The 26,336-nt window shown below is 71.0% G+C and carries 22 protein-coding genes; 10 read left to right on the forward strand and 12 right to left on the reverse strand.

Annotated features, from left to right (window positions below):
* Nucleotides 1-70: 70 nt before the first annotated feature.
* From LIV37_RS08795 to LIV37_RS08805, 3 genes are all read right to left on the reverse strand, one after another.
* Entirely contained in the window at nucleotides 71-1,501 is a 1,431-nt protein-coding gene (locus tag LIV37_RS08795; RefSeq protein WP_254807096.1) for an ankyrin repeat domain-containing protein, read from the reverse strand.
* A 67-nt stretch (nucleotides 1,502-1,568) separates the two neighbouring features.
* Complete coding sequence (locus LIV37_RS08800; protein WP_020866754.1) at nucleotides 1,569-3,026, reverse strand: GntP family permease; 1,458 nt, start codon at nucleotides 3,024-3,026, stop codon at nucleotides 1,569-1,571.
* A gap of 144 nt (nucleotides 3,027-3,170) precedes the next feature.
* Entirely contained in the window at nucleotides 3,171-4,178 is a 1,008-nt protein-coding gene (locus tag LIV37_RS08805; protein WP_020866755.1) for a Bug family tripartite tricarboxylate transporter substrate binding protein, read from the reverse strand.
* 98 nt (nucleotides 4,179-4,276) lie between these two features.
* On the opposite strand from LIV37_RS08805, the gene LIV37_RS08810 reads away from it, so the two are divergent.
* The 5 genes from LIV37_RS08810 to LIV37_RS08830 all read left to right on the forward strand — a co-directional run bounded on the left by LIV37_RS08810 (nucleotide 4,277) and on the right by LIV37_RS08830 (nucleotide 10,035).
* Nucleotides 4,277-5,950 (forward strand): sensor histidine kinase, encoded by a 1,674-nt coding sequence (locus LIV37_RS08810; protein ID WP_020866756.1) that lies wholly within the window; start codon nucleotides 4,277-4,279, stop codon nucleotides 5,948-5,950.
* Nucleotides 5,947-6,639 (forward strand): response regulator, encoded by a 693-nt coding sequence (locus LIV37_RS08815; RefSeq protein ID WP_020866757.1) that lies wholly within the window; start codon nucleotides 5,947-5,949, stop codon nucleotides 6,637-6,639. Before LIV37_RS08810 ends, LIV37_RS08815 begins: the two co-directional genes overlap by 4 nt.
* Nucleotides 6,640-6,909: 270 nt before the next feature.
* Nucleotides 6,910-7,941, forward strand: coding sequence for a LacI family DNA-binding transcriptional regulator (locus LIV37_RS08820; RefSeq protein WP_020866758.1), 1,032 nt, complete (start codon nucleotides 6,910-6,912; stop codon nucleotides 7,939-7,941).
* Between the two features lie 154 nt (nucleotides 7,942-8,095).
* Nucleotides 8,096-8,566, forward strand: a complete 471-nt coding sequence (locus LIV37_RS08825) for an RpiB/LacA/LacB family sugar-phosphate isomerase (protein WP_020866759.1) — start codon at nucleotides 8,096-8,098, stop codon at nucleotides 8,564-8,566.
* 116 nt (nucleotides 8,567-8,682) lie between these two features.
* Nucleotides 8,683-10,035, forward strand: coding sequence for an MFS transporter (locus tag LIV37_RS08830; protein WP_020866760.1), 1,353 nt, complete (start codon nucleotides 8,683-8,685; stop codon nucleotides 10,033-10,035).
* A 116-nt stretch (nucleotides 10,036-10,151) separates the two neighbouring features.
* Here the strand turns inward: LIV37_RS08830 and LIV37_RS08835 are convergent, their stop codons facing one another.
* From LIV37_RS08835 to LIV37_RS08845, 3 genes are all read right to left on the reverse strand, one after another.
* The gene (locus LIV37_RS08835; RefSeq protein WP_020866761.1) at nucleotides 10,152-10,967 is read right to left on the reverse strand and encodes an SAM-dependent methyltransferase; all 816 of its coding nucleotides are present in this window, start codon (nucleotides 10,965-10,967) and stop codon (nucleotides 10,152-10,154) included.
* A gap of 101 nt (nucleotides 10,968-11,068) precedes the next feature.
* Nucleotides 11,069-11,281 carry a DUF397 domain-containing protein gene (locus LIV37_RS08840; protein ID WP_121826152.1) on the reverse strand — a complete coding sequence of 71 codons (213 nt, stop codon included), beginning with the start codon at nucleotides 11,279-11,281 and terminating at the stop codon, nucleotides 11,069-11,071.
* Nucleotides 11,282-11,306: 25 nt separating this feature from the next.
* Nucleotides 11,307-12,182, reverse strand: a complete 876-nt coding sequence (locus tag LIV37_RS08845) for a helix-turn-helix domain-containing protein (RefSeq protein WP_121825677.1) — start codon at nucleotides 12,180-12,182, stop codon at nucleotides 11,307-11,309.
* 264 nt (nucleotides 12,183-12,446) lie between these two features.
* On the opposite strand from LIV37_RS08845, the gene LIV37_RS08850 reads away from it, so the two are divergent.
* The 3 genes from LIV37_RS08850 to LIV37_RS08860 all read left to right on the forward strand — a co-directional run bounded on the left by LIV37_RS08850 (nucleotide 12,447) and on the right by LIV37_RS08860 (nucleotide 15,923).
* A complete protein-coding gene (locus LIV37_RS08850) occupies nucleotides 12,447-12,887 on the forward strand; it encodes an ATP-binding protein (protein WP_373920769.1) in 441 nt (146 codons plus the stop codon).
* A gap of 48 nt (nucleotides 12,888-12,935) precedes the next feature.
* Nucleotides 12,936-13,376 (forward strand): hypothetical protein, encoded by a 441-nt coding sequence (locus LIV37_RS08855; protein WP_020866765.1) that lies wholly within the window; start codon nucleotides 12,936-12,938, stop codon nucleotides 13,374-13,376.
* Nucleotides 13,377-13,616: 240 nt separating this feature from the next.
* Entirely contained in the window at nucleotides 13,617-15,923 is a 2,307-nt protein-coding gene (locus LIV37_RS08860) for a glycoside hydrolase family 2 (protein ID WP_020866766.1), read from the forward strand.
* A 413-nt stretch (nucleotides 15,924-16,336) separates the two neighbouring features.
* Here the strand turns inward: LIV37_RS08860 and LIV37_RS08865 are convergent, their stop codons facing one another.
* Nucleotides 16,337-17,491 (reverse strand): RNA-guided endonuclease InsQ/TnpB family protein, encoded by a 1,155-nt coding sequence (locus tag LIV37_RS08865; RefSeq protein ID WP_020866767.1) that lies wholly within the window; start codon nucleotides 17,489-17,491, stop codon nucleotides 16,337-16,339.
* A gap of 368 nt (nucleotides 17,492-17,859) precedes the next feature.
* On the opposite strand from LIV37_RS08865, the gene LIV37_RS08870 reads away from it, so the two are divergent.
* Nucleotides 17,860-19,347 carry a glycoside hydrolase family 43 protein gene (locus tag LIV37_RS08870; RefSeq protein WP_020866769.1) on the forward strand — a complete coding sequence of 496 codons (1,488 nt, stop codon included), beginning with the start codon at nucleotides 17,860-17,862 and terminating at the stop codon, nucleotides 19,345-19,347.
* Nucleotides 19,348-19,460: 113 nt separating this feature from the next.
* Nucleotides 19,461-20,360, forward strand: a complete 900-nt coding sequence (locus tag LIV37_RS08875) for a LysR family transcriptional regulator (protein WP_121826149.1) — start codon at nucleotides 19,461-19,463, stop codon at nucleotides 20,358-20,360.
* Between the two features lie 201 nt (nucleotides 20,361-20,561).
* Here the strand turns inward: LIV37_RS08875 and melA are convergent, their stop codons facing one another.
* The 5 genes from melA to LIV37_RS08900 are packed head-to-tail and all read right to left on the reverse strand — an operon-like array spanning nucleotide 20,562 to nucleotide 26,009.
* Nucleotides 20,562-21,872 (reverse strand): alpha-glucosidase/alpha-galactosidase, encoded by a 1,311-nt coding sequence (gene melA, locus LIV37_RS08880; protein ID WP_020866771.1) that lies wholly within the window; start codon nucleotides 21,870-21,872, stop codon nucleotides 20,562-20,564.
* Complete coding sequence (locus tag LIV37_RS08885; RefSeq protein ID WP_020866772.1) at nucleotides 21,869-22,825, reverse strand: carbohydrate kinase family protein; 957 nt, start codon at nucleotides 22,823-22,825, stop codon at nucleotides 21,869-21,871. Before LIV37_RS08885 ends, melA begins: the two co-directional genes overlap by 4 nt.
* A gap of 40 nt (nucleotides 22,826-22,865) precedes the next feature.
* Nucleotides 22,866-23,708, reverse strand: coding sequence for a carbohydrate ABC transporter permease (locus tag LIV37_RS08890; protein ID WP_020866773.1), 843 nt, complete (start codon nucleotides 23,706-23,708; stop codon nucleotides 22,866-22,868).
* On the reverse strand, nucleotides 23,705-24,655 hold the full coding sequence (locus LIV37_RS08895; RefSeq protein ID WP_020866774.1) for a carbohydrate ABC transporter permease: 951 nt from the start codon (nucleotides 24,653-24,655) through the stop codon (nucleotides 23,705-23,707). Before LIV37_RS08895 ends, LIV37_RS08890 begins: the two co-directional genes overlap by 4 nt.
* A gap of 10 nt (nucleotides 24,656-24,665) precedes the next feature.
* Nucleotides 24,666-26,009, reverse strand: a complete 1,344-nt coding sequence (locus tag LIV37_RS08900) for an ABC transporter substrate-binding protein (protein WP_121825675.1) — start codon at nucleotides 26,007-26,009, stop codon at nucleotides 24,666-24,668.
* Nucleotides 26,010-26,336 lie beyond the last annotated feature (327 nt).

Raw genomic sequence — 26,336 nt, forward strand, 5'->3', positions numbered from 1 at the left:
GGAGGCGCGGACGGAGCGGCGGGTTCCAGCGGAACGGCAATCCCTCACCTCGGCATTCGCCCCAGGCCGCTCAGCGTTCATGCCCTTCGCTCCCGGCCGCCACCTCGGTGAGCCGGTCCACCACGGCCTGGTAGTGGGTCAGGCCGTGGTCGACCCATTGCTGGGCGCTCTCGCGTCCCGTCCTGCCATAGGTGCCCGGCCGGTCACGCACCCCACGGCTCACCATGATGTCGATGAGTTCGACGAGGTAGTCGGCGGAGAGCTCACGCTCGTAGTAGCCCGTTACGGCGAGCAGAGAGTCCAGCGGATGGTCGTACGGCGCACCGGTGTCCAGCAGGAAGCGGACGTGATTGCGCAGGATGCGCAGCTCGTCCTCGTAGCCGTACGGCACCCTGCGGACGAGCCAGTCCACGGACACGTCGTTGAGTTCGCTGCTGACGGCTCCCCGTTCCCGCAGCAGGCGCACCTGTCGCTCCGGGTACGGATCGGCCCGGATGGCCAGGTCGAGCAGGGTCTGACCGCCGGTGCTCACGGCGTTGACGTCGGCGCCCGCGTCGAGCAGGGACCACAGGATGCTCCAGTGCTCCTCGCCTTCGACCCGGGGGGTGGGGGGGGGGGGGCGCCCGGGACCCGCGGCCGTGAACTGGGGTGCGTTGCCGAAGGCCGCCTGGGCGCGCGGATCGGCGCCCGCCGCGAGCAGCGCGCCGACGGCCGCGGCCGAACGCGCCGCCACGGCGTGGTGCAGGGGTGTGGCGCCGTACTCGTCGAGCGTGCCGACGTCAGCGCCCTCGCCGAGCGCGGCACGCAGCGCCCCCACGTCCCCGGCGGCACACGCCCGCAGCAGGGCACGGCCGGCCGGGTCGGGCGTACCGCGGGGCGGGAGTTCGAGGATGGCGAAGGCCACTTCCTGGTGGGGCGGTGCGGCGCTGGCCAGCATGACGAACCGTGCTCCGGGGAGCCGCGTCGCCACGCCGCCCAGATAGACGTCCTTCGCGAACTCCTCCGTAGGGAAGTCCATCGGGCCGAGGACACCACAGAGCAGCTGGACCACGGAGCGCCGACGGGGGTCCTGTATGCCTCGCAGGAGGCTTTCCGCAGCCGTGCCGAACACGTCCTCGCCGAACTCGGCCGCCTCCGCCGCCCACTCCTCCTCGTCGAGTTCCGTCAGCCACTCCTCGTCGGGGAGTTCGTCGCCGAGGAGGTCCAGCGCCTCGTACAGAGAGGGCGCGACACCGATCACGTCGAAGGAAGCGTCGTCCTCATCTTCGAGCTCCTCGAACTCCTCGCTCTCCCCGTCCTCCTCTTCCTCACAGTCTTCGTCCGCCGCACCGGCGGCGAGTGCGGGTGCGGGGGCACCGAAGAGTTCCGCGAGGTCCGCGTCGTCGAAATACGTCCCCTCGGGGTTGTACTGCACGACCACATAGCGCCCGCCGGTCAGCTCCTCCCGCAGCTCACCCGACTCGGCCTCCGCGAGACACCGCAACAGCTCGTCAAGATCCATGGCCGGAGTCTCGCAGGTGGGTCCGACAGCCACCGGGCCGCCGGACCCACCGCGAGCGACCGGCGTCTCAGGCGAACACCGACAGCAGCAGGGCCATCGCCAGGCCGAGCACACTGACCAGGGTCTGCACGGCGGTCTGGGTCTTGGTGGCCTGGGTGAGGTCCATTCCGAACGACTCCTTCACCAGCCAGAACCCCGCGTGGTTGACGTAGTTGAGGCCCAGCGAACCGGCGCCGATCGCGACCACGAGCAGGGATGCCTCCAGGCCCCCGCCGTCGCCGATCAGCGGGGCCACGATGCCGGTGGCGGAGACGATGCCGACGGTGGCGGAGCCCGTGGTCAGTGACAGCAGCAGGGCGATGAGCCAGCCCAGCAGGATCACATTGATGTGGGCGCCCTCGGCGGCCGACGCGATGGCATCGCCGATGCCCGAGTCCTGCAGCACCTGCTTGAACGCCCCTCCCCCGCCGATGATGAGCAGGATGGCGGCGATGGACTTCAGGCTGTCGGTCAGGGAGGCCCGGGTCTCCTCACCCGAGCGGCCGGAACCGCCGGAGCGGCCGGCGCGGGCGGAGCCGACCATCGTCACACCCAGGGCGAAGACGAAACCGGCGAGCATCGCCACCAGTGGCTCTCCGGCGAACACGAGCGCCGCGCCCAGCCCGCTCGACTCGTCCAGCACCGTCTCGGCCAGGGTGCGCAGCAGCATCAGGACGACGGGCACCAGCACGGCCGCCACGGCCAGCCCGGTGGGCACGCCGGTCCGGCGGGGCACCTCCGCGCTCGCCTGCGCACCGGGCGCCGAGGTGCGGGCTTCAGCGGGCTGCGGCTCGGCCCCCGTGAACTGCGCCACCAGTTCGGCGTCCGGAGCGACGTCGGGAAGCCGGGGTGCGATCCAGCGGGCGTAGACGGGCCCGGCCAGGATGACGGTGGGCACGGCGCAGACGATGCCGACGCCGAGGGTGAGGCCGAGGTCGGCGTGCAGACCGGTCATGGCGGTCAGCGGGCCGGGGTGGGGCGGCAGCATGCCGTGCAGGGTGGACAGCGAGGCGATGGCGGGCACACCGAGGAGTACGTACGGACTGCCCTTGGTCCCGCCGTGTTCCTCCATCCTGCGGGCGACGCTGAAGATCAACGGCAGCAGTACGATCAGGCCCACCTCGAAGAACATGGGCACGCCGATGACGAACGCGGCGGCACCCACCAGCCAGGGCAGCCTGCGGGGCTCGGCGCGGGCGACGAGGGCGCGGGCGATGGCGTCGGTGGCGCCCGAGTCGGAGAGCAGACGGCCGAGCATGGCGCCCAGGGCGAGGGTGACACCCACGTCGCCGAGGGTGCCGCCGGCGCCCTCCTCGATGGATCCGGCGAGTTTCGCGGCGGGCTCCCCGGCCGCTATCCCCGTGCCCACGCTGACCAGGATCAGCGCGACGAACGGATGGACCCGCAGCCGGGAGTTGATGAGATAGATCAGTGCTGCGATCGCCACCGTGAGGATGAGCAGCAGCCACCAGGTGTGTGCGGTCATGCGGTGCCTTTCCAGGACATATGGGTTCCTACCAGGGCATGCGGGGGGTTCGTACGCCACCAGGGCATGGGTGGGTCACGGATGGGAGCGGGGTGGTTCAGCGGCGACAAGGGCGTGCGGCGGCCGCCCCGGCGGAGTGTCCGGTCAGTCCAGTCCCAGGTGTCCGACCAGCTCCGCCACGTTCTTGTCCTGCCGGGCCAGATATGTGGCGAACGCGCCACCCGTGGTGAACGCGTCGGTCCAGCCGTGGCGGGTGAGCTCGGCCTTCCACTGCCGCGAGGTGTGCAGCGCGGTCAGCACCTCGATCCAGCGTTTGCGGTCCGCGGAGCTGATGCCGGGCGGGGCGACGATCCCCCGCCAGTTGTCGAAGACCAGGTCGATCCCGGCCGCCTTCAGCGTCGGCACCCCGGGGAGCGCGGCCACGGGCCGGTCGCTGGTGACCGCGAGCACCCTGAGCTGCCCGGCCGCGATCTGGTCGAGGAACTCGCCGATGCCGCTGGTGGCGAAGTCGACCCGGCCGTCCAGCAGGGCGGGGAGCAGATCGCCGCCACCGCCGTCGTAGGCGTCGTAGCGCACGGTCTTCGGCTGGATGCCGACGGCGCGGGCCAGCGCCATGGGCAGCAGGTGGTCCGGGCCGCCCAGCGACGAGCCGCCACCGACCGTGACGTCTCCCGGGTGCTTACGCCACTCGGCCACCAGGTCCGCGATGCCGCGGTACGGCGAGTCCTTGCGGACCACCACCGCCTCGGGCTCCTCGATCAGGCGGGCGATCGGGGTGGTCCGCGCCACGGTCACCTTGGCGTGGGCGACATGCGACGCGCCCAGCACGCCGAGGCCCATCTGGAGGGCCAGCCGTCCGTTGCCACGTTCGTCCACGGTGCGCTGGAGACCGACCGTGCCACCGGCCCCGGGCAGGTTGAACACCTCCATGTCCGAGGTGGTCCCGGTCTCCTCCAGCACCCGGGCCACGGTCCGGGCCGTGGTGTCGTAGCCGCCTCCGGGGGTGTTCGGCACCAGGATCCGCAGCCCGTCGTCCCGGGCGTCGCCGGTGCCCGGCCAGGTGCCGCAGGCGCCGATGAGCAGGGACAGCACGGCGGCCAGAGCGCCGGACAGGACGCGGGTGCGGGTGCCGTTGCCGGTGCGGCGTCTCATGGCACCTCCCTTTCGCTTCCCATACGGCGGACGCCATGATTGTGCGGCCTGGTGGACAATGCGCCCAGGTTGTGTCAGCAGGAGAGATTGAGTTCATTGTGGTCGCCGCGTTCCGTCGCCAAACACTCGCAGGCGAGATGCTGCTGCTCCAGCTCGCCATCGTCGTGGTGGTGCTGATGGCGGTGGCGGCGGTCTCGCTCGCGCAGTCGGAGGCCACCTTCAACCGGGTGGAGGGCCGCCGGGTCGGTGCGCTCGCCGAGCAGCTGGCCGCCCAGCCGCTGGTGCGCAGCAGGCTGGTGGGGCCGTCACCGGCGGAGGCGCTGGCCCCGCTGGTGTACTCGGCGCGGGTGCAGTCGCGGGTGACGTCCGTCACGGTGGCCGACCGCCGCGGGCGTGTCGTCAGCTCGACGAATCCCACCGTGCTCGGCGACCGGCTGCCCCTGGGCGAGGGGGTGGGCGCGGGCCGTGGCTGGTCGGGCACGCTGGCCTGGGACGGCAGCCGGGAGCTGGTGGCGCAGGTGCCGGTGGTCGGCGCGACGGGGGACGACCTGGGGCGGCATCTGGGCACCGTCATGATCGGCGAGGCGTCTCCCACGGTGTGGCAGCGGCTGAGCGGCGCGTCCTCGTACCTCCCCGTCTACCTCGGCGTGGCGAGCGCGCTCGGCGTCGTGGGCTCCTGGCTGCTCGCCCGGCGCGTCAAACGGCAGACGCTCGGCCTGGAGCCGCGCGAGATCACCGGGCTGGCCGAGCACCGCGAGGCGATGCTGTACGGCATCGCCGAGGGGGTCGTCGCCCTCGATCCGCAGCACCGGGTGACCCTCGTCAACGACATGGGCAGACGGCTGCTGGAGCTGCCCGAGGACTGTGTGGGCCGGAACCTCGCCGAGCTCGGCATCGAGGGACGGCTGCTGGACGTCCTGGCCGGGGCGCGGAGGGAGTCGGCGGACCCGAAGGACGAGGTCGTGGTCCGGCACGGCCGGGTCCTGGTCATGAACCGCATGACCGTGGTCAAGGACGGACGGCCGCTCGGGTCCGTCACCACCCTGCGGGACCGCACCGAGCTGGCGAGGCTGGAGCGCGAGATCGGCTCCTTCCGCTCCACCTCCGAGCTGCTGCGCGCGCAGACCCATGAGTTCGCCAACCAGTTGCACACCATCTCCGGGCTGATCCAGATCGGCGAGCAGGAGGAGGTGGTGCGCTACATCCGGGCGCTGAACCAGCGGCGTCAGTCGCTCGACATGTCCATCGGCCGCCGGGTCCGGGACACCGCCATCGCCGCGCTGCTGATGGCGAAGGCGTCCCAGGCCGCCGAGCGGAAGGTGGCCCTGCGCCTGTCGGACCGCACCGCGCTGGACCGGCTGACGCCCGAGGACGCCGCCGATGTGGCGACCGTGGTCGGCAATCTGGTCGACAACGCCATCGACGCCGCCACGTCCGAGCACGGCGGTGGGAACAAGGATGGCGACGGGGAGGGCGACGAGCCGTGGGTGGAGGTCGAGCTGCGGCAGGACCACACCAGTGTGGAGATCGTGGTGCGCGACTCCGGTCCCGGCGTCGCCCCCGGACTCGCCCAGGAGGTCTTCGCCCACGGCTTCACCACCAAGGCCGCCCGGGAGGGCGAGCGCGGCATCGGACTCGCGCTCACCCGGCTCGTCTGCGAGCGCCGCGGCGGCGAGATCGCGGTGACCAACACCAGCCAGGGCGCGATGTTCAGCGCCCGCATGTCCGTCAGCCACCCCGCCGGCGCGGTGGCGGAAGGAGCGACCCGATGACCGAGTCGGCCGGCACGATCGATGTGCTCGTCGTGGACGACGACTTCATGGTGGCGCGCGTCCACCGCACCTTCGTGGAGCGGGTGGCGCCGTTCCGCGTCGTCGGCACCGCCCACACCGGTGAGCAGGCGATCGAGGCGGTCGACGCGCTCCGGCCCGACCTGGTCCTGCTCGACCTCTATCTGCCGGACCTCTTCGGCCTGGACGTCATCCCCCGGCTGCGCACCGCCGGGCACGACTGCGACGTCATGGTGATCACCGCGGCCCGGGAGGCCGACGCGGTGCGCGGCGCCGTCCGCCAGGGTGTGGTGGACTACCTCCTCAAGCCCTTCGACTACGAGGACCTCCAGCCCCGCCTGGAACGCTATGCGACCCAGCGCGGGCGGCTGCTCACCACGGTCGTCCGTGGCCAGGCGGATGTGGACCGCGTCCTGGCCGGGGCGTTCGCACCCCCGGCGGGCGGCGCCCTCCCGAAGGGCCTGAGTGTGGAGACCGCCCAGCTCGTCGAGCGCGCCCTCCGCGAGGCGGACGGCACCGTCTCCGCCGCCGAGACGGCCACCGCCATCGGCATCTCCCGGGTCAGCGCCCGCCGCTACCTGGAGTACTTCCACACCACCGGCCACGTCGATGTCTCGCTGCGCTACGGCACGGCCGGGCGCCCGGAGCGCCGCTACAGCCGGCGGGCGTAGGCGGGCCAGTGGCGCGGGGCCCAGCGGCCGCTGACGGGTCCGCGGGTCCGGCCCGCTCCGGGCCGGGCGGGCGACCACTGGCTGAGACGGCCGAACGAGCCTTGTGAGAACTCTTGACTCGGGTGGGACCGTCTACCAAGATCCCCGCTGGAATCGATTCCATGGAATCGATTCCGAAGCCCGCCGTCCCTGCCGTCATTCCCCCAACCTCACCACCAGGGCGGCGACTTCGCCGTACCCGCACGAGCACGCCCCAGTGAAAGGCCGCATGTGGACGCCACCGTTACCCTCAAGGACGTCGCAGCCCGCGCGGGTGTCTCCGTGGGGACCGCGTCGCGGGTGCTCTCCGGCCACGCGGCCACCTCGCCCGCGGCCCGGGAACGGGTGCGGGCGGCGGCCACCGAGCTCGGCTACCGGGTGAACGCCCGGGCCCAGGCGCTGCGTTCGGCCCGCAGCCATGCGGTGGGGCTGCTCGTCTCCGACGTACGCAACCCGTTCTTCGCGGACATCGCCCACGGCGCCGAACAGACCGCGCTCGCCTCGTCGTGTGTCACGCTGCTGGCCAACGCCAACGAGGACACCGCACAACAGGACACCTACCTGGATGTGTTCCTCACCCAGCGGGTCGACGGCATCATCATCGCCCCCCAGGGTGAGGGCTGCGGCAATCTGCGCGCTCTGGAACAGGCGCGGGTGCCACTGGTCTTCGTGGACCGCACCGTCGACGGGTTCGATGTGCCGAGCGTGACCGCGGACAACGCACAGGGGGTCGAGCTCGCCGTCGCCCACCTCGCCGAACAGGGCCACACCCGCATCGGATACATCGGCGGACCGCCGTCCGTGTCCACCGGGCGGGCGCGGCTCAGCGCGTTCCTGGCGGCGATCGCCCGCCACCGCCTGGACGGCGACCCCGCGTTGATCACGGCGGGGGACTTCCGCCGGGCGAGCGGTGGCACGGCGGCCGCGAAACTCCTCGCGCACCACCGGCCGCCGACCGCGCTGCTCGCCGCCGACAGCCTGATGGCGGTCGGCGCCCTGACCGAGGTGCGCCAACGGGGCTTGCGGATCGGCGAGGATCTGGCCCTGGTCGCCTTCGACGACATCGAGTGGTTCGGCGAACTCGACCCCCCGCTCACGGTGGTGGCCCACGATGCCCGCGCCTTGGGAGCGACCGCGATGCGACTCCTGCTCGATGTCATCGAAGGCGGCACGGCCGAGTCGGTCGTTCTGCCGATGCGGCTGATCCCCCGCCGGTCATCGGCGGCGCGACCGCACATCACTGCCGGTCATCCGTCCACCTGACGCCCCGACCCCGACCCGTCCATAACCCGCGGTCCATAACCCGCAAACCACAACCCGCACACTCCGCGGACCCGCGCACCCGGCGGTCCCGCCGCCTCGGCGTGGCGTTCGCGGAGCGCCCTACCCTGCCCGACGCACAGACGAAAGGCTGACCATGCGCATCGCACTCGGCAACGACCACGCGGGGCTGACCCTCAAGGAACACGTCCGCCAGGTGTTGCGACGCCTGGGACACGAGGTGGTCGACTTCGGTCCCGACACCGACACCCCCGTCGACTTCCCCGACATCACCTTCGCCACCTGCGACGCCGTACGCACCGGGGAAGCCGACCGCGCCGTGCTGGTGTGCGGGACGGGCGCGGGGGCGCTGATGGCCGCCAACAAGATCGCGGGCATTCGATGCGGTCTCGGACATGACGTGTACTCCGCCCACCAGGCCGTCGAGCACGACGACGCCAACGCGCTCGCCATGGGCGCGTGGCTCATCGGACCCGCCATGGCCACGGAGGTCCTGGAGGCGTTCCTGGGCGCGACGTTCGACGACGACGCCGACACCGTACGCCGCGTGGCCAAGCTCCGCGAGCTGGAGCTGCGTTCGGCCCGCGAGCTCGCCGAACACCTCTGATGTCCGCCGACCGCGTCTGACCTCCCCGGAACACCCCTTCCCTGGCACACCTCCTCCCCACACACCACTTCCCCGGCACCTCGTCCCCGGCACACCTCCGCTCGAAGGGCACCGGTATGACCGCTCCTACCTCACCCTCGTCGTCCCCGCCCCCGCCTCCCGCACGAGGACGCGTCAGGACCGCCCTCGCGTCCGCCGTCGGCACCTGCGTCGAGAACTACGACTTCATCGCCTACGGCACCGCGTCCGCCCTGTACTTCGGCGACGCGTTCTTCCCCAACTCCGATCCCGTGGTCGGCACCCTGCTGGCCTTCGTCACCCTCGGCGTCGGCTTCCTGATGCGCCCGATCGGCGGGGCCGTCGGCGGCTACCTCGGAGACCGCCATGGGCGTAAACCGGTCCTGGTCGGCGCCCTGCTGACGATGGGCATCGCCACCGTCCTGATCGGCATGCTGCCCACCTATCAGCAGGTCGGAGTGGCCGCGCCGGTACTGCTGGTGGTCATCCGCTGCGTCCAGGGGCTGGCGTTCGGCGCCGAGTGGGGCAGCGCCGTGATGATGACGTACGAACACGCGCCCCGCACCCGCCGCGGCCTGTACTCGGCGATACCGCAGGCCGGTAACCCCCTGGGCATCGCGCTCGCCAACATCGCCTTCCTGCTCTCCTCCACCCTCGACTCCGACTGGGCCTGGCGGCTGCCCTTCCTGGCCAGCGCCCTGCTGATCGTGGCCGGAGTGGTCATCCGGATGAAGCTCACCGAGTCCCCGGAGTTCGAGGCGGCCCGGGCGAAGGGCACCACCGTGCGCAACCCGCTGCTCAGCGTGGTGCGCGAGGACTGGCGCAATATCCTGCGCATCATCGCCCTGCGCGTGGTGGAGTCCTGCGCCTACTACCTGACGGCCACCTACCTCCTCTCCTACATCACCGACCGCGACGACGGCGACCGTGGCGTGGCGCTCGCCGGTGTGGTCACCGCCAGCCTGCTCGCCACCGCCACCACCGTGCTCTCCGGCGCGCTCACGGACCGCGTGGGCCGCCGCACGGTGTACCTGGTGGCGTGTGTGCTGGCCGCGGTCTTCGGCTTCCCGATGTATCTGATGGCCAACACGGGCGCCCCGGTGCTCATCGTGCTGATCTTCCTGATCGGCATCGGGGTGATCCACGCGGCACTGACGGGCACCCAAGCCGCCTGGTTCGCCGAGCTGTTCAACACCGCTACCCGTACGTCCGGAGCTTCGCTGGGCTATCAGACGGCGGCGTCGGTGGCCGGTTTCGCGCCGTTCCTCGCCGTACTGCTCGCGGAGTCCTTCGGCTGGGCGGGCCCGGCCGGACTCTATGTGTGCATCGCGCTGGTGGGACTCGTCGGGGTGCTGTCCACCCGCGAGACCTGGAGCCCCGAACAGCGCACGGTCCTCCCGGCCGGTCAGCCACGGCGAGCGGCCGATCGCGAACGGCATCCCTCCCGCTGAGCCGAGGGGACGGCATCCCTCGCGCTGAGCCGAGGGAACCGTCCCCCTCCCGCTTGGCCCGAGGGGAAGTCGGCCGGTGGGCCCGGACACGGTGCCGGGCCCGCCGGCCAACGAGGTCAGGGCTTGCGGGCCACCGCTCCGTACATCGCGATGTCCTCGTCCTTGATGTCCTCGGTGACGGTGGCGTCCGGGCGCCACTTGTGGACCTGGGTGAGGCCGGGCTCGACCAGTTCGAGGCCGTCGAAGAACCGCTCCGCCTCGGCCTCGGTGCGCAGCCGCATGGGCATGTCGCGGGCCGCGTACTCACGGGCGACCCGGGCCACCTCGTCCGGTGCGAAGTCGGCGGTGCCGATGGACATCGCCAGGTAACTGCCGGAGGGCAGCGGCTCCAGGAGGCGGTCGACGATTCCGTAGGCGTCGTCCTTGTCCAGGACGAAGTGCACGATGGCGATCACCGTCAGGGCGACCGGCCGGGTCAGGTCGAGGGTCTCGCGGAGCTCGGCGGCCTCCAGGATGGTGGCGGGGTCGCACATGTCCGCTTCGACATACGCGGTCCTGCCCTCGGGGGTGCTGGCGAGCAGGCCCTGGGAGAGCGTGAGGACGATGGGGTCGTTGTCCACGTAGACGACCCGGGAGTCCGGGGCCACCGCCTGGGCGATCTCATGGAGGTTGGGCGAGGTGGGGATGCCGGTGCCGATGTCGAGGAACTGCCGGATGCCCGCCTCCTCGGCCAGGTAGCGCACGGCCCGGTTCATGAAGTCGCGGTTGGCCCGCATGTGGATCGGCAGGGCGGGCCACTCGCGGGACATGGCGATGCCCGCTTCCTTGTCGGCCGGGTAGTAGTCCTTGCCGCCGAGGATGTAGTCGTAGATACGTGCCGAATGCGCGCTCTCGGTGTCGATGCGGTCGGCCGACCATCCGTTGTCGCTCAAGGCGTCCCCTCCCAGTGGATCGTCAGTTCGCTGTTGATGTGCCCCCGGTCGCGCGGGCCGGGACGGGCCCGCGCGACCGGGAAGGATGCGGTGCCGTGGCGCTAGCAGAGGAAGTCGGCGTCGCCGTCCTTCACACCCGCCAGGAACCGGGTCATCTCGTTCGTGGTGAAAACCAGTGCGGGGCCGTCGGGGTCGGTCGACTGACGCAGCGCCACCCGTCCGTCGTACAGCTTCTTGGCCTCGACGCAGGCGCCGCCGGCGTCGTCGCTCCACGGCTTGGACCAGCCCAGGGTGCCGAGGACGTGGGAGGGCATGCCGCTGCGTATGTGGTGGTGCACTTCAGAGCTCCTTGCGAATTGCGCCGAGGACGGCCTCGGTTTTCCTGGCGGGCACCGACTGGGCGCCCATCCGGTCCAGGACCTCGCGATACACCACCACGTCGTCCTCCTTGTCCAGATACACCGCGCCAACCAGGCCGCTGAGGTAGACGATGTCGGGCAACTCCGGAGCCCTGAACCGGAAGACGTGAAAAGCACCGGCCCGCATGGCCGGATGCGGGCCGCTCCCGAACGGCATGATCTGCACGGTCACCTGGGGAAGGGCGCTGACCTCGATCAGATGGTCGATCTGGGCGCGCATCACGGCCGGGCCCCCGACCGGCCACCTCAGCACCGTCTCGTCCATCACGACCCACAGCCGGGGAGGGGATTCCCGGGACAGCAGTTCCTGGCGCTGCATGCGCAGGGCGACCCTGCGCTCGGTGGCCTCCGACGGAGCGTGCGGGTTCCCTGCGCTGAGCAGCGCACGCGCGTAGTCCTCGGTCTGCAGCAGCCCGTGCACGAACTGCGCCTCGTAGGCGCGGATCTGAAGCGCCGCCTGTTCCAGATTCAGATACGCGGCGAACCAGTCCGGCATCACATCGCGGTAGGTGTGCCACCAGCCGCGCTTGTTGGCCTCGCGGACCGACTTCAGGAAGGTGTCGAGCTCATGCCGGTCGGTGATGCCGTACGTCTGGAGCAGCTTCTCCACGTCCGCGAGCCTGAGCCGGGCCACCTTGGCGGCTTCCATCCTGCGAATGGTGGAGTGGCTGACCCCGATCGCCACGCCCGCCTGGTCGTAGCTCAGTCCGGCGCGCGTCCGCAGCTCCTCCAGCTGCCTGCCGAGGATCATGCGGAGGACAGAGGGGGCATCGCCCCATGCGGTTTCCGCCGCCAACGCTCTACCTCCCCATACCGGGCTACGGCTGCAGTCTGTCACGGTCGCCGGCCGCGCGAACGGCATCCCCCCGATGGCAACTTGCAATTTTCAACTTACCGCTTGCAAGTCGTTCGTTGCACCTGTCACAGTAGTCACACCGTCCGATCACGGTGGGAACGCTTGCGTGGGTACGTCCGTAGGCACTGCGCAGTGCGGGAACGGCACGGTCATGATGCGCAGGCAGACGAAAGGCGGCCGCTCGTGGCTCCCCTCGCCCTTCCCCTGACTCCCCTTCGGACGTCCCGGGAGCAGGACACCCACCCGGGATGTGCTTTACGGCTTCCGGCCACCGCCTCCTCGGTGAGCACGATCCGCGCGGCCGTGTTCGAGCGGCTGCGCGCCTGGGGCGTGAGCGCCCAAGTGTGCGACGACGCGCTCCTCGTGGTCTCCGAGCTGGTCACCAACGTGATCACGCATACGGTCAGCGATCACCTGGAGTGCAGGCTGAGCGTCGGCGCGGGACTGCTGCACCTCGAGGTCGAGGATCAGGTCCGGGCCCGCACCCTCCCCGCGCCACGCACCCCCGACCCCGATGAGCACTGCGGACGAGGGCTTCTGCTGGTCGGCGCGGTGAGCAGCGCCTGGGGCGTCAGGGACGCCCCGCACGGGCCGGGGCGGATCGTATGGGCCGAGCTGCCGTCGCGTACGGAAGAGTGTCACTGACTCATGGACCGACAGTTTGTTGCCCCCGAGGCACCTGAGGCACGTGAGATGCCCGAGGCCCCATCGCTCGGCGCGGCGAGCCTGTGGAGAGGCCACCGCGGACGCCTGCGGCTCCCCGACGGACTTCCCGCCAGACTGGGATACGACGCGGTCGGGATGCCCACGGACATCGGCAGGCGGGTCATGAAGTGCCTGCCCCGCATCGGCTGTGTCTTCGCCGACGACCAGCGGTGGTGGTGGATCGTGCCGTCGGGGTCGAACATCGATGTCGCCTGGCCGCCGTTCACCAGCTACGCGGTCGGGGCGCGGATGACCGACCTGAGCGGCGAGTACTCCGGGCGTTCCCGGCTCCCCCGCCTGATCCATCACCCCCAGGACGACTCGCCGTACACGCCGCCGATTCCGCTGTACTTCATGACCTGTCATATCGCGGGGATCCGGCCCCGCTGGTCACCCGGGGACGCCTCGGGGCCGTCCCAGGCCGTCTAGGACCCTCCCGCACGCTGCTGCTCCGCACGAGACCCTGCCCGGCCGACAACGTTGTCCCAAGGTATGGACAAACACTGGAGTGAGTGCTCTGGTAATGCGTGCAGCAAGTGTTCCCTGTGGAAGAGTTCCGCCGTCCTCCGGGCGGCGGCGCCAACCGGACCATGGAGCAGCAGCGTGCTGAGACACTTGTTCCTTCGCTTCCCGTCCCTCCTCCGCCCAAGACGGACCTGGCGGCGGCGGGTGGCCGCCGTCGTGGTCCCCGCGCTGGCCGCCACCGGTCTGCTCGTCTCCGGCGCCGGTCCCTCCCACGCCGCCCAGGCCTGGGATCCCAAACCCGCCCCGATGACGACCCCGTGGACGAACCAGGTCCCGGTCGACAACCCCCTGCCGGAGTATCCGCGTCCCCAGCTCACCCGGCCCGACTGGTCCCCGCTCAACGGGATTTGGGACTTCGCGGTCACCTCCCGCGACGCCGGGCAGCCGGCCACGTTCGGTGAGCAGATCAGGGTGCCGTTCGTGCCCGAGTCGGCGCTCTCCGGCGTCCAGCGCAAGATCACCCAGAATGACAAGCTCTGGTACAAGCGCACCTTCACGGTCCCCTCCGGCTGGAACGGCCGCCGTGTCCAGCTCAACTTCGGCGCGTCCGACTGGGAGACCACGGTCTGGGTCAACGGCAAGCAGGCCGGCGCCGCCCACCGCGGCGGCTACGACGCCTTCTCGTACGACATCACGCCCCTGCTGAACGGCGGCACCAACACCGTCGTCATCTCCGTGTACGACCCCACGGAGACCGGCGGTCAGGCCATCGGCAAGCAGCGCGTCCAGGACGTCACCCCGCACCCCGGCAAGAGCATCGTCTACACCGCCTCGTCGGGGATCTGGCAGACCGTGTGGCTGGAGCCCACCGCCCCCGCGCACATCACCCGCCTGGACATGGTCCCGCGCCTGGCGGACAACACCCTGCGGGTCACGGTGCGCGGCGCCGGAGGAGCCGACGGCGCGGGCGTCAAGGTCACCGTCTCCAGCGGCGGTACGACGGTCGGCAGCGCCACCGGCACCGTGGGCGGCGAGCTCTCCGTACCGGTGCCGAACGCCCGCCTGTGGACGCCGGAGGACCCGTTCCTGTACGACGTCACGGCCGAGCTCACCGGCGCCGCCGGAGGCGACAAGGTCGGTGGCTACACCGGTATGCGGTCGATCGCGGTGAAGGACGTGGGCGGGGTCCGGCGGCCGGTGCTCAACGGCGAGTTCGTCTTCCAGACCGGCACCCTGGACCAGGGCTACTGGCCGGACGGCATCTACACCGCGCCCACCGACGAGGCCCTCAAGTACGACCTGCAGAAACACAAGGACCTGGGCTTCAACATGGTCCGCAAGCACATCAAGGTCGAGCCGCAGCGCTGGTTCTACTGGGCGGACCGGCTCGGGCTGCTGGTGTGGCAGGACATGCCCTCGATGGACAGCGGCAAGACCCCGGACACCGCGGCCCGCGCCCAGTGGGAGAGCGAGTACCGCGCCATCATCGACCAGCACCGCAGCTCACCCGCGCTCATCCAGTGGGTGGACCAGAACGAGGGCTGGGGCCAGTACGACCAGGCCCGCATCGCCGACATGGTCAAGGCGTACGACCCCTCGCGGCTGGTCGACAACATGAGCGGCGTCAACTGCTGCGCCGCCAAGGACGGCGGCAACGGCGACGTCATCGACAACCACAACTACGTCGGGCCCGGCAACACCCCGGCGGAGCCGGTGCGCGCCTCGGTGCTCGGGGAGTACGGCGGCCTCGGCTACCGGGTGCCCGGCCATGAGTGGTATCCGGGCGGCGGATTCAGCTACGAGGACCAGCCGAGCATCTCCGCGCTCAACAACCGGTTCGTCGGCCTGCTCGACGGAATCCGGCAGAGCGGCATGCCCGCGGGCGGTCTGTCGGCCTCCGTCTACACCCAGATCACGGACGTGGAGAACGAGGCCAACGGGCTGATGTCCTACGACCGCCAGGTGGTCAAGGTCGACCAGGCCCGGGTACGGGCCGCCAACCAGGCCCTCATCGCGGCCTCCCGGTCGGCCGGCGCCACGGTGAAACTGCCCGTCGGGCAGAACGTGTCCATCCGGGTCACCACCCCCGGCTACACCGACCGCTACATCCGCCACTACGACGGGCTGGGCTTCACCGAGGTGGTGAACTCCGCCAGCGCCGATCTGCTGAAGCGGGACGCCACCTGGACGGTCAGGCAGGGTCTCGCGAACAAGCTCTGCTACTCCTTCGAGTCCCGCAACTACCCCGGTGAGTATCTGCGCCACCGCGACTTCCGCGTCCGGCGCGAGGCGGGCGACGGCTCCACCGTGTACAAGGAGGACGCCACCTGGTGTCCGACCCAGGGCAGCGGTGGCATCCGGATGTCGGCCGCCAACTTCCCCGGGCAGTATCTGCGGCACTTCAACGCCGAGCTGTGGCTGGCCCAGTCGGGCTCCACCCACGCGTGGGACAACCCGGCCGGCTTCACCGAGGACACCACCTGGGCGATCGAGTCGCCCTGGGCCCCGTAGCACGACCGCCGCGGGCCCTGATCGACGGGCTCGCGCCCTCCGGCGGCCGCCCCCGCGCGGGCGGCCTCCCGTCTCTTCTCCCCCACGCGTCAGCGCACGGCCCCCCACGGAAAGGCGGGTACGTCATGTCAGCGCGGCTCCACCGTGTCCTCCACGGACTCCTGACCCTGGCCATCGCCCTGGCCGGTCTGGTCGCCCTCCCCACGCCGTCCCGTGCCGCCACCCCGGTCTGCGCGCTGGCGTGCGACACCCTCGACCCCTCGAAGGCGCAGCGCGAGACCTTCCCCGTACCGAATGTCACCTTCTCGGCCGTGAACGGCCGAGCGTGTGCACTCGGTCGTTCACACCTCGTCGCGCTCCCGACTGCCCCCTACGACAGGACGGTCACGGGTCGCATCCACTCGTCCCCCCGGTCAGGGAGAGGGTGCGGGTGCGGTGACGAACACCCACGCCGAGCGCGCGCGGTCGCGCACGTTCACCCCGGCGACGACGTCGGCCGGGCCAGCAAGCCCGCACCGACGACAGCAGAAGTGGTTCCGGTCGGGCCGGTTGGCCCGCTCGGTGTGCCCGCAGCGCGGACAGCGCTGCGAGGTGTAGGCCGCATCCACCTCGAGGAACGGCACCCCGGCCTTCTTCGCTTTGTAGGCGAGGTGCTGCCCCAGCTGGTGGAAAGGCCAGGAGGAGAGGGTGCCCCGCTGGTCACGGCGTAGCCGTACCCGATCCCGGATCCCGCCGAGTTCCTCGACGGCGATTCCTCGACCGGTGCGTTGCGCGACGGACACGATCTCCTTGCTGATCTGGTGGTTCACGTGGGTGGCATGGCGCTTCTCTTTCTTCGCCCGGCGGACCAGACGGCGGGTCGCCGAACGGGTGTTCTTCTTCTGGAGGTCGGCGCGTTTGCGGGCCTGCCAGCGCCGGTAGCGGCCCAGACGGCGGCCCTGGTGGCTGGTGCCGTCGGACGTGGTGGCGAGGTTCACGATGCCCCGGTCCACCCCGATCCAGTCGACCGGCTCGTACACCTCGGGATCCGGAATGTCACAGGTGGCGATCAGATACCACGTGCCGCCGCGCCGGACGAGATCGCTCTCGCCCCTGCGGTAGATCACCAGCGTCTTGAGCTGGTCGGGGGAACAGGCGAAGCGGACACCCTTCATCCGCCCGTCCACCGTCCAGATGGAGACAGTGCGCGCGTCGTACTGCCAGGACAGGCAGCGGTCGTCGAACGGCTGGGCCGCCCCGGGCCGGAAGACGACCGGGGTGCCGACCGCCGTGCGGTACCGCTTCGATGTGGACGGGCCCAGATTCCCGGCCCGCAGATTGGCCTTCAGTGTCGCATAGGCGTCCACGACCTTCTTCACCACCCGCACCGCCGGCTGAGCCGACAGCCCGAAGTCCGCTTTCAGGCCCGCGTACACCTCCTTCTGCAGACCGTTGCGGTCCTTCAGGCCCTCGGCAAAGGCGACAGCGGAGGCATGGGTGGCGGCCCGGTTGCAGGCCCGCAGGGTCGCCTCCAGCGCCGACGCCTGTCCGGGCGTCGGCAGCAGTTTCACCTGGACCACCAGCTTCATGACATCGGACCGTAGTACGACCACCGCACACACGAGCACCCTTCACCCGGCGACCACCACAACCAGTGACCCACAGGACGATTGTTCGCATTCCCCGGCTCCACCGGGCAGCCGCGTGGGCGCTGCGCGCCCCACAAAGCCGATGTCGCGACGCTCCGCATCGCGACAACGAGAGGCGATTCCTCCCTGGCGTGAACCGCCGGGGCATCCTCGCCAGCCAGCGCTGGGCGGGCACCACCCCCAACCAGGTGGACTGGCGCACCCAGGCCAGTGCCCTGGGCGCGCTGACGGCCGCGGACGGCCTGTGACACCTCCCCGCAGACCAACCCCCACGAGCGCCGTACCCGCATCGACGCAAGGAAGCGCCCATGAGGCCTCGCACCGCCCGCCGCCACGCGGCACCGCTCACCGCCCTGCTCGCCATCCTGTGGGGCCTGATCTCCGGCCCGCCCGCCGCCACGGCGGCCCCGCACACCGCAGCCGCGGCCTCACAGACCGCCGCCGCGGCCCCGCACACCGCCGCCGCGGGCACCTTCCGCAACCCCCTCAACACCGGCCCCGACCCGTATCTGACCACCTGGAACGGCACCTACTACCTCACCACCACGCAGGGCGACAGCATCCGGATGTGGCGCTCCACCTCCCTGGGCACCCTGCTCGACGCCGACCCCATCACCGTGTGGACGGACACCGACGGCTCCCGCAACCAGCACATCTGGGCGCCGGAGTTCTACCGCTTCGGCAACCGCTGGTACCTCTACTACACCGCCGATGACGGGGTCGACGACCACCACAGGCTCTATGTGCTGGAGTCCGACCGCGACGACCCGGCCGGTCCCTACCACTTCAAGTCCCGTCTGACGCCGCCCAACCACACCGCCGACTTCGCCATCGACCCCGGCATCCTCGAGCACAACGGGCGTCTGTACCTCGCCTACTCCGGTATCAACCAGTACCAGCACAACGGCCTCAACATCGCCCCGATGTCCAACCCGTACACCGTCTCGGGCAACGCGGTCGCCATCAACGGGGCGGGCGGCTGCCCGGAGGTGCGCGAGGGCCCCGAGTTCCTCTACCGCAACGGCCGCACCTGGATGACGTACTCCACCTGCGACACCGGCAAGCCGGACTACCAGGTCTGGATGATGTCCCTGCCGTCCACCGCCGATCCGCTCGTGCCCGGCGACTGGACCCAGCACTCCGGTGCGGTGTTCTCCCGCGCCGACGACCACGGCGTCTACGGCCCCGGCCACCACGCGTTCTTCCGCTCGCCCGACGGCAAGGAGGACTGGATCGTCTACCACGCCAAGAGCACGTCCGTGAACACCTACAGCAACCGCACCACCCGCGCCCAGAAGATCACCTGGAACGCCGACGGCAGCCCGAACCTGGGCCGCCCGCTCGCCATGGGCGCCACCCAGGACCTGCCGTCCGGCGACCCGGGGGCGGGCACGTACTGGATCAATGACGACGGCCGGTCCAGCGGCGACGGAAGCGTGTCGTACACGGGCACCTGGAACTCCGGGACCGGCTGCGCCACCCAGTGCTTCTGGAGCGACGACCACTGGAGCGACCGGGCGGGCAACACCGCCACCTTCTCCTTCACCGGCACCCGGATCGCCCTGCTGTCGGTCCGCGACACCGGCAACGGCATCGCCGCCCTCAGCGTCGACGGCGGCCCCGAGCAACGCGTGGACTTCTACGGCGCGATCCGCACCGGCGAAACCTTGCAGTACCTCAGCCCCCGGCTCGCCTCCGGCCGGCACACCCTGCGCATCCGGGTGACCGGCGAGCACAACGCCCAGTCGGGCGCCTCGTTCGTGAGCGTGGACCGCGCCGAGGTGTACACCCGCTGACACCGGGCACATCCGCGGCCCCCGCCCGCCGGACGGGGGCCGCACACGCCGCGGGTCACCCGAGACATGACGCCGCGCGCAACCCCGCCCGGGCCTGCCTTACCGTGTCGCGGGTGGATCTCAACTTGCTCGTGGCGCTCGACGCGCTGCTGGAGGAGAACAGCGTGACCGCCGCGGCGGACCGGCTGAACCTCTCGCCACCGGCGATGAGCCGGACGCTGGCCCGGATCCGTCGCGCGACCGGCGACGACATCCTGGTACGGGCCGGCCGCACCATGGTCCCGACCCCGCACGCCCTGGAACTGCGCGAGGAGACCCGCGACCTGGTCCGGCGGGCCACCGCCGTGCTCACTCCCGTACGCCGACTCGACCTGGCCGCCCTCAACCGGCACTTCACCGTGCGGGGCCATGACGCGCTGCTGGCGGCCCTCGCCGCCCCGCTGATCGCCAGGGTCGGCGCCACCGCCCCGAACATCCGTCTGAGCCTGCTGGCCGAGTCCTCCGCCGACCGGCCCGACCTCGCCCGGGGCCAGGTCGACCTGGAGCTCGGCGCGAACGAGCCGCGCCGCCCGGAGCTCTCCTCCGAGGTGGTCGGCACCGACCGGGTGGTCCTGACGCTGCGGCGGGCGCATCCGCTCGCCAAGGGCCGGGTCGACCTCGACAAGCTCGTCCGCATGACGTTCGTGACCGTCTCACGCCGGGGCCGGCTGCACGACGCCATCGACGAAGCCCTCGCCGAACGCGGGCTGCGGCGGCGGGTGGTCGCGTCCCTGCCGACGAGCGCCGCGGCGCTGGACGTGGTGTCCCGTTCGGACACCGTGGCCGTGGTCGCCGAGCGGGTCTGCCGACCCGCCTCGGCGAGGCTCGGCCTCGTCACCCGGCGGCTGCCGCTGGAGCTGCCGCCGACCCAGATGGTCCTCACCTGGCATCACCGGCACGACAGCGACCCCGCCCACGCGTGGCTGCGCGGCCAGGTGCGGGCCGTGCTCCGCGAGGCGACCGACGGCACTTGACGCCTGCGGCGGGCTGTTCCCCTCCCCGCCCCTTCCCTCAACTGGGGCTCCGCCCCAGACCCCGCTCCTCAATCTCCCCCAGCTACCGCTGGGAGGTGCCCCCTGAGGGGTTGGAAGGCGGGAAGGGGCGGGGTGCGGCTCCGCCGCGTGGTCCGTCGGACACCCCCAGGTGAGTCGCTTGGCACACTATTCTTCGTATTGTCAGATGGCGAGGGTCGCGCGCAGCGTCGGTTGCAGCCACTCGCCGTGTGCGCGCACCATCTCGTCGCACAGCTCCCAGATCTGCTCGACGCGCAGGGCGGCGGCGGTCGCCGGGTCGGTCATGGCCGCGTGCCGGATATGGCGCGGTTCGTCCTCCAGGGCGGCGCGCACCACCAGGTCGTTCATGCTGAGGTAGGTGCGGTTGAGCGCGGCGAGCTGCGGGGGCAGCGCACCGGCACGGGTCGGCCGCACCCCGGACCGGTCGACCAGACACGGCACTTCGACCACGCCGTGGGCCGGAAGGTTCTCGATGAGCCCGTGGTTGGGCACATTGCCGTAGACGGTCCTGGGGGTGCCGGTCACCACGGAGTGGATGATCTGCGGGGCGTACTCCATGGTCCCCTCGACGTCGATATCGGCGCCGGTCGTGAGGGCGTCGCGGGTCCGTTCGTATTCGGCCACGTTCTCGTCCACGATGCCGAGGTACGCGCCGACGGGCAGCCGCAGCCGCTCGATCTCGCTCGCGTGGTGCAGATACCAGGGCACGTACTCGGAGGAGTGCTCGCTGGTCTCGGTCGGGTAGTAGCCGAGCCGCCGGTACATGTCGACGCGGACCCGCCGCCGCAGCTGCTCGTTCTCGGCGATCAGCGCGTCCAGCCGGGGGTACAGATCGGTGCCGTCGTGCTCCAGACGGAGCACCCACGCCTGGTGGTTGACCCCGGCGGCGCGGTAGGTGACCTCGTTGAAGGGGACCTTCAGCAGCTCGCACAGGTCATGGATGGTCCAGTGCACCGAGTGGCACAGGCCGACCACCCGGGTCAGCCCGGTGGCCGCCACGAGGTACTGCACGTTCATGGCCATCGGGTTGGTGTAGTTGAGCAGCCATGCCCCGGGGCATACGGCGGCGATGTCCTCGCCCAGCGCCTTGAGGAACGGGAAGGTGCGCAGGGCGCGGAAGATGCCGCCGACGCCGAGGGTGTCGCCGATGGTCTGCCGCACACCGTGGCGCGCGGGGATCTCGAAGTCGACGCGGGTGGCCTCCCCCATGCCGATCTGGACGAGGTTGATGACGAAGTCGGCGCCGTCGAGTGCCTCGCGCCGGTCGGCGTGTGCGGTGATGTGCGCGGCGGCGCCCCGCCGCCCGGCGATGTAGCGCGCGGCGGCCTCGGCGGTGGCCAGGCGTTCCGGGTCGATGTCGTGCAGGGCGATCCGCGCGGACTTCAGCTCCGGGAAGGCGAAGAGATCCGCCAGCAGGCCCTGGGTGAAGACGACGCTTCCCGCGCCGATCAGCACGATCTTGGGGTTGATCATGACGGGATGTCTCCGTTGGCGGTGAGGTGGGTAAGGGCTTCGTCCCAGGTGGGCTGGGCGGTGGTGCCGCCCGGGGCGCGGGTGGACAGCGCACCGCAGGCGGCGGCGAGGTCGAGTGCCTCGGCGATGGGCCGGCCCGTCAGCCGTCCGGCGAGGAAGCCGGCGTTGAAGCTGTCGCCCGCGCCGACGGCGTCCTGGGGTGTGACATGGATCCCCGCGGTGGTGAGCAGGGTCCGGCCGTCGTGGCAGAGGGCGCCGTCCGCCCCGTTCTTGACGGCCACCAGGGGGACCTGCCGTGCGAGGAGTTCGGCGGCGGCCGCGACGGACGTGCCGTCGGTGCCCGCCAGCCGGTGGGCCTCAGCGGCGTTGGGCAGCAGGAGGTCGGTCCGGGCGAGGACGGGCGCCAGCGCGGCGCGGTCCCATCGGCCCGAGGGGTCGTCGTTGGTGTCCAGCGAGGTGGTTGTGCCCGCAGCGCGGGCGGCGTCGAAGAGGTCCGGCAGATCGGCGGCGAGCCCCGGCATGAGGAAGTAGGACGCGGCGTGGAGGTGGCGGGCCGAGGTCAGCAGGTGTGGGGGTATGTCGCGGCCCGTGGTGGCGGCGAGCGTGCCAGGCGAGGTGAGGATGGCCCGGTCGTCGCCGCGGGTCACGATGACCGTGAGCGGTGTCGGCAGGGCGCTGTCCAGGTGCAGTCCTTGGACGTCGACGCCGTGCGCCGCGAGCCGGTCGCGCATGTAGTGTCCGGCGCCGTCGTCCCCGACACGTCCGGCGAAGGCCACGCGCAGCCCCAGCCGGGCGGCGCCGCACGCGGTGATCGCGGCGGATCCGCCGAGGGTGAGCGCGCCGCTGTCGACGAGCTGTTCGCGCTGGCCGAAGGCGAGCGGGGTGTCGAGCGGTCCGACGATGACGTCCGGGTTGGCGTCCCCGATGACGAGCAGGTCGAAGGTGGGTGGCATACGGGTTCCTGAAGGTGAGGGAGAGGCTGGGCGGTGCCGGTCAGCCCTTGAGACCGGTGGAGGTGATCGACCGGACGAAGGTCTTCTGGGCGGCGAGGAAGGCGAGCAGCACCGGCAGGACGGTGATGACGTTCCCCGCCATCACGGCCGACCACTGGGTGTGGTGCTGCCCCCGGAAGGTGGTCAGGCCCAGCTGGAGGGTGTAGTTGGCGTCGTGGTTCAGCGCGATGAGCGGCCACGACAGGTCGTTCCAGGTGGTGAGGAAGGTCAGGACGGCGACCGTGCTCAGCGCCGGGCGGGACAGCGGGACGACGATCTGGAACAGCACCCGCAGCCGCGAACACCCGTCGATCCAGGCGGCCTCCTCCAGCTCCCGGGGCAGCGAGAGGAAGAACTGCCGCAGCAGGAACACCGCGAACGGCGTCACCAGCGAGGGCACGATCAGCGCCCCGAGGGTGTCGACGAGCCCCAGCTTCCGCATCACCAGGAACGTCGGGATCATCGTCAGCTGGAACGGGATGGCCATGGTGGCCAGCATCAGCACCAGCAGCACCCGGGACCCGCCGAACCGCATCCGGGCGAAGGCGTATCCGCCCAGCGTCCCCAGCAGCAGATTGGACACGACCGCGACCGCCGAGACGATCAGGGAGTTGGCGAACCAGCGCGGGAACATCGCGTTGCCGAGCACGAGGCGGTAGCCGTCCAGGTGGATCCCGGAGGGCCAGAGCGCGGGCGGGAAGCGGTTGATCTCCGCGTCGCTCATCACCGAGCTGAGCCCCAGCCAGATCAGCGGTACGGCGAAGAGCAGCGCCAGTGGCGCGAGCAGCAGATGCCACGGGCTGAACGGCAGCCTCGGCCGCCGCCGTGGGGACAGGTCCGTCATGACGTGGCTCCCTCGATACGGCGGTCGCCACGGCGCCGGACCAGCCGCAGCGCGGCGGCGGCCACCAGCAGGGCGACGCCGAGGACATAGGCCGCCGCGGCCCCGTAACCGGCGGTGAAATTGCGGAACGCCTGCTCCCAGACGAAGTAGACGATCACGGTGGTGGATCCGAGCGGACCGCCCTTCGTCGTCACATACACCAGGTCGAAGACCTGTAGGGCGCTGATCGTCTGCCACAGCAGCAGGAACACGCTGACCGGCGCGATGGTGGGGAGGGTGACATGGCGCAGCACATGACGGCGTTCCGCGCCGTCCAGGGTGGCGGCCTCGATCAGTTCGCGGGGCACGTCCTGGAGGGCCGCCAGATAGATCACGACGCAGAAGCCGGTGCCGCTCCACAGCGAGATGCCCACCAGGACCAGCAGCGCCTGGCCCGGGTCGGACAGGAAGCCCTGCGGGGAGACCCCGAGACGGTGCAGCAGCGAGTTGGCCGCGCCGAACTCCGGGTCGAGGATGAAGGAGAACAGCACGCCCTGGGCGGCGGCCGAGACCACGAACGGCACGAAGAGCAGCGTGCGGTACAGACCGGCGAACCGGATCCGGCGGTTGAGGACCAGCGCGAGCACCAGCCCCAGACCGATGCTCAGCGGTACGTACAGCGCCGTGTACTCCAGGGTGTTGCGCACGGCCTGGGCGAACTGCGGATCGTCGGCCAGCTGGCGGTAGTTGTCCCAGCCCACCCAGACGCTCGGCGTGAGGAGGTCGCTGTACTGGAACGACAGCAGCAGGGACCACAGGACGGGGATGACGCTCAGGCCCAGGATGACCAGGACGGAGGGGAGGACGAACGCCCAGGCGGTCGCGGCCTCCCGGCGGCCCCTGCGGCGTGCGGGACGGGCCGGTGTGCGGGGCGCCGGACGGGTGATGGGGGTGGGCAGACGGGACATGGGGAACTCCTCAACGCACCTTGGCGATGGCCGCGTCGGCCTCGTCGGCGCACCGCCGCAGCGCCTTCGCCGGTGTGCTCCTGCCGAGCAGGACGGCGGTGATGGCCTCGCCGAACGGCATGGAGATCTTGGGGTAGGCACGGTCGACGGGCCGTACCCGGGCGGTCTCCAGCACCTCGGTGAAGACCGGCAGACCGGGCACCTCGGCCGCGTACGCCCGCCACTGCGGACGGCGTTCGGCCGGGCGGCTCTGCGGCAGGCTGCCCGCCTGGGTGTCCCACCGATACGCCTGCGCGGGCTCCATGAGCCAGCCGACGAACGTACGGGCGGCCTTCAGCCGCGCGGAGCCGTTGTCGAACACGCTCCAGGTGTCCGGGCCGGAGATGGTCACCGACCGGCCGCTGAAGCTCGGCAGCGGTACGACCTGATAGTCGATCTTCGCCTGGCGGATGTCGGGCAGTTGCCAGGGACCGGTGGCGACCATGCCCAGCCGGCCGGAGGCGAATGCCTGGTACATCTGCTCGCCGCCGGGTTTGGGATCGACGTAGACGCTTCTGTCCTTGGCGAGTGCCGCGAGCACCTCGAGGGATCGGACCCCGGGTTCACCCGCGAACCCGATCTCGCGCTTGCCCTCGGCGATGACCTCGCCGCCCAGATCCCAGATCATGGGCCACATCCGCCACACCGTGTCCTCGTCGCCCGCGGCGGGCCAGCCGGTGCCGAACGTGCCCCTGCCTCGGTCGGTCAGCTTCCTGGCCGTCTCGATGAAGTCCCGCCAGGTCCAGCCGGGGCCGGGCAGCTCGAGACCCGCCCGGCGGAAGAGGGCCTTGTTGCACACCACGGCGAGCGAGTCCAGCACCGCGGGCACCGCACGGACCACACCGTCGACCGTGACGCCCTCCCGGGCGGCGGGCCAGTACTGCTTCCAGGGCACCTGCCCGGATTCCACGACCGTCGTCAGATCCGCCAGTTGGGGGCTTCTGGCGACGCTGGCCAGGTCCGAGCCGAAGATGTAGGCGACATCGGGCGGGGATCCGGCGACGAGACCGGCCATCACCTTCTGCAGCATGTCGTCCGCCAGCACGCCGCCGCTCAGGTCGATCCGTATCTTCGGGTGGCCGCGGTGGAAGTCGGCCACGAGCCGTTTGACCGCTCGCAGGGCGGTACTGGTCTGCCCGTGCCACACCTCGATGTGCACGGTTCCGTGGGAATCCACCCCCAGGCCCGTCCCGCATCCCGCCACGGCGGCACCCATGGCGCCGGTGAGCGCCATCGCCCCGCCGCCACGCAACACCCCACGCCGGGACGGACCGCCGCGCACAGGTGGAGGGATACGCGAACGGTTCAGGCTCATCGCTGAGAGCTCCATGATCCGAGGGCACGGCCCCGCCTCGGTCACGGACCGCGACCTGGCGACTCGGGCCGGACTCACGGCGGAGCCGCATACCGGCTGGGCGTACCTCTGCCGCCGAGGATTCGACATCGGCGTGCCAGGGAGTAAACCGATCAGAACGAATCACGTCAAGAGCGTGAAACTGCTCAGTGTTGGCTTTGAACGCGCACAAGCAATCAGCGGGCGGGCGCCCTCCGGTGCACATCGCACACAGAAGTGGGCATACCGCCGCGCGGGGATCTGTCGATTCCCGCGCGGCGAAGCCGCTACGGGGTGTATCCGGCGGGC

Source organism: Streptomyces rapamycinicus NRRL 5491 (assembly GCF_024298965.1).
Lineage (GTDB): Bacteria > Actinomycetota > Actinomycetes > Streptomycetales > Streptomycetaceae > Streptomyces > Streptomyces rapamycinicus.

Bases quoted from the DNA above. Each gene is read 5' to 3' on its own strand.
- LIV37_RS08795 (WP_254807096.1), bottom strand. From the start codon at position 1,501: ATGGATCTTGACGAGCTGTTGCGGTGTCTCGCGGAGGCCGAGTCGGGT.
- LIV37_RS08800 (WP_020866754.1), bottom strand. From the start codon at position 3,026: ATGACCGCACACACCTGGTGGCTGCTGCTCATCCTCACGGTGGCGATC.
- LIV37_RS08805 (WP_020866755.1), bottom strand. From the start codon at position 4,178: ATGAGACGCCGCACCGGCAACGGCACCCGCACCCGCGTCCTGTCCGGC.
- LIV37_RS08815 (WP_020866757.1), top strand. From the start codon at position 5,947: ATGACCGAGTCGGCCGGCACGATCGATGTGCTCGTCGTGGACGACGAC.
- LIV37_RS08825 (WP_020866759.1), top strand. From the start codon at position 8,096: ATGCGCATCGCACTCGGCAACGACCACGCGGGGCTGACCCTCAAGGAA.
- LIV37_RS08830 (WP_020866760.1), top strand. From the start codon at position 8,683: ATGACCGCTCCTACCTCACCCTCGTCGTCCCCGCCCCCGCCTCCCGCA.
- LIV37_RS08840 (WP_121826152.1), bottom strand. From the start codon at position 11,281: ATGCCCTCCCACGTCCTCGGCACCCTGGGCTGGTCCAAGCCGTGGAGC.
- LIV37_RS08855 (WP_020866765.1), top strand. From the start codon at position 12,936: ATGCCCGAGGCCCCATCGCTCGGCGCGGCGAGCCTGTGGAGAGGCCAC.
- LIV37_RS08865 (WP_020866767.1), bottom strand. From the start codon at position 17,491: ATGAAGCTGGTGGTCCAGGTGAAACTGCTGCCGACGCCCGGACAGGCG.
- LIV37_RS08870 (WP_020866769.1), top strand. From the start codon at position 17,860: ATGAGGCCTCGCACCGCCCGCCGCCACGCGGCACCGCTCACCGCCCTG.
- melA (WP_020866771.1), bottom strand. From the start codon at position 21,872: ATGATCAACCCCAAGATCGTGCTGATCGGCGCGGGAAGCGTCGTCTTC.
- LIV37_RS08885 (WP_020866772.1), bottom strand. From the start codon at position 22,825: ATGCCACCCACCTTCGACCTGCTCGTCATCGGGGACGCCAACCCGGAC.
- LIV37_RS08890 (WP_020866773.1), bottom strand. From the start codon at position 23,708: ATGACGGACCTGTCCCCACGGCGGCGGCCGAGGCTGCCGTTCAGCCCG.
- LIV37_RS08895 (WP_020866774.1), bottom strand. From the start codon at position 24,655: ATGTCCCGTCTGCCCACCCCCATCACCCGTCCGGCGCCCCGCACACCG.
- LIV37_RS08900 (WP_121825675.1), bottom strand. From the start codon at position 26,009: ATGAGCCTGAACCGTTCGCGTATCCCTCCACCTGTGCGCGGCGGTCCG.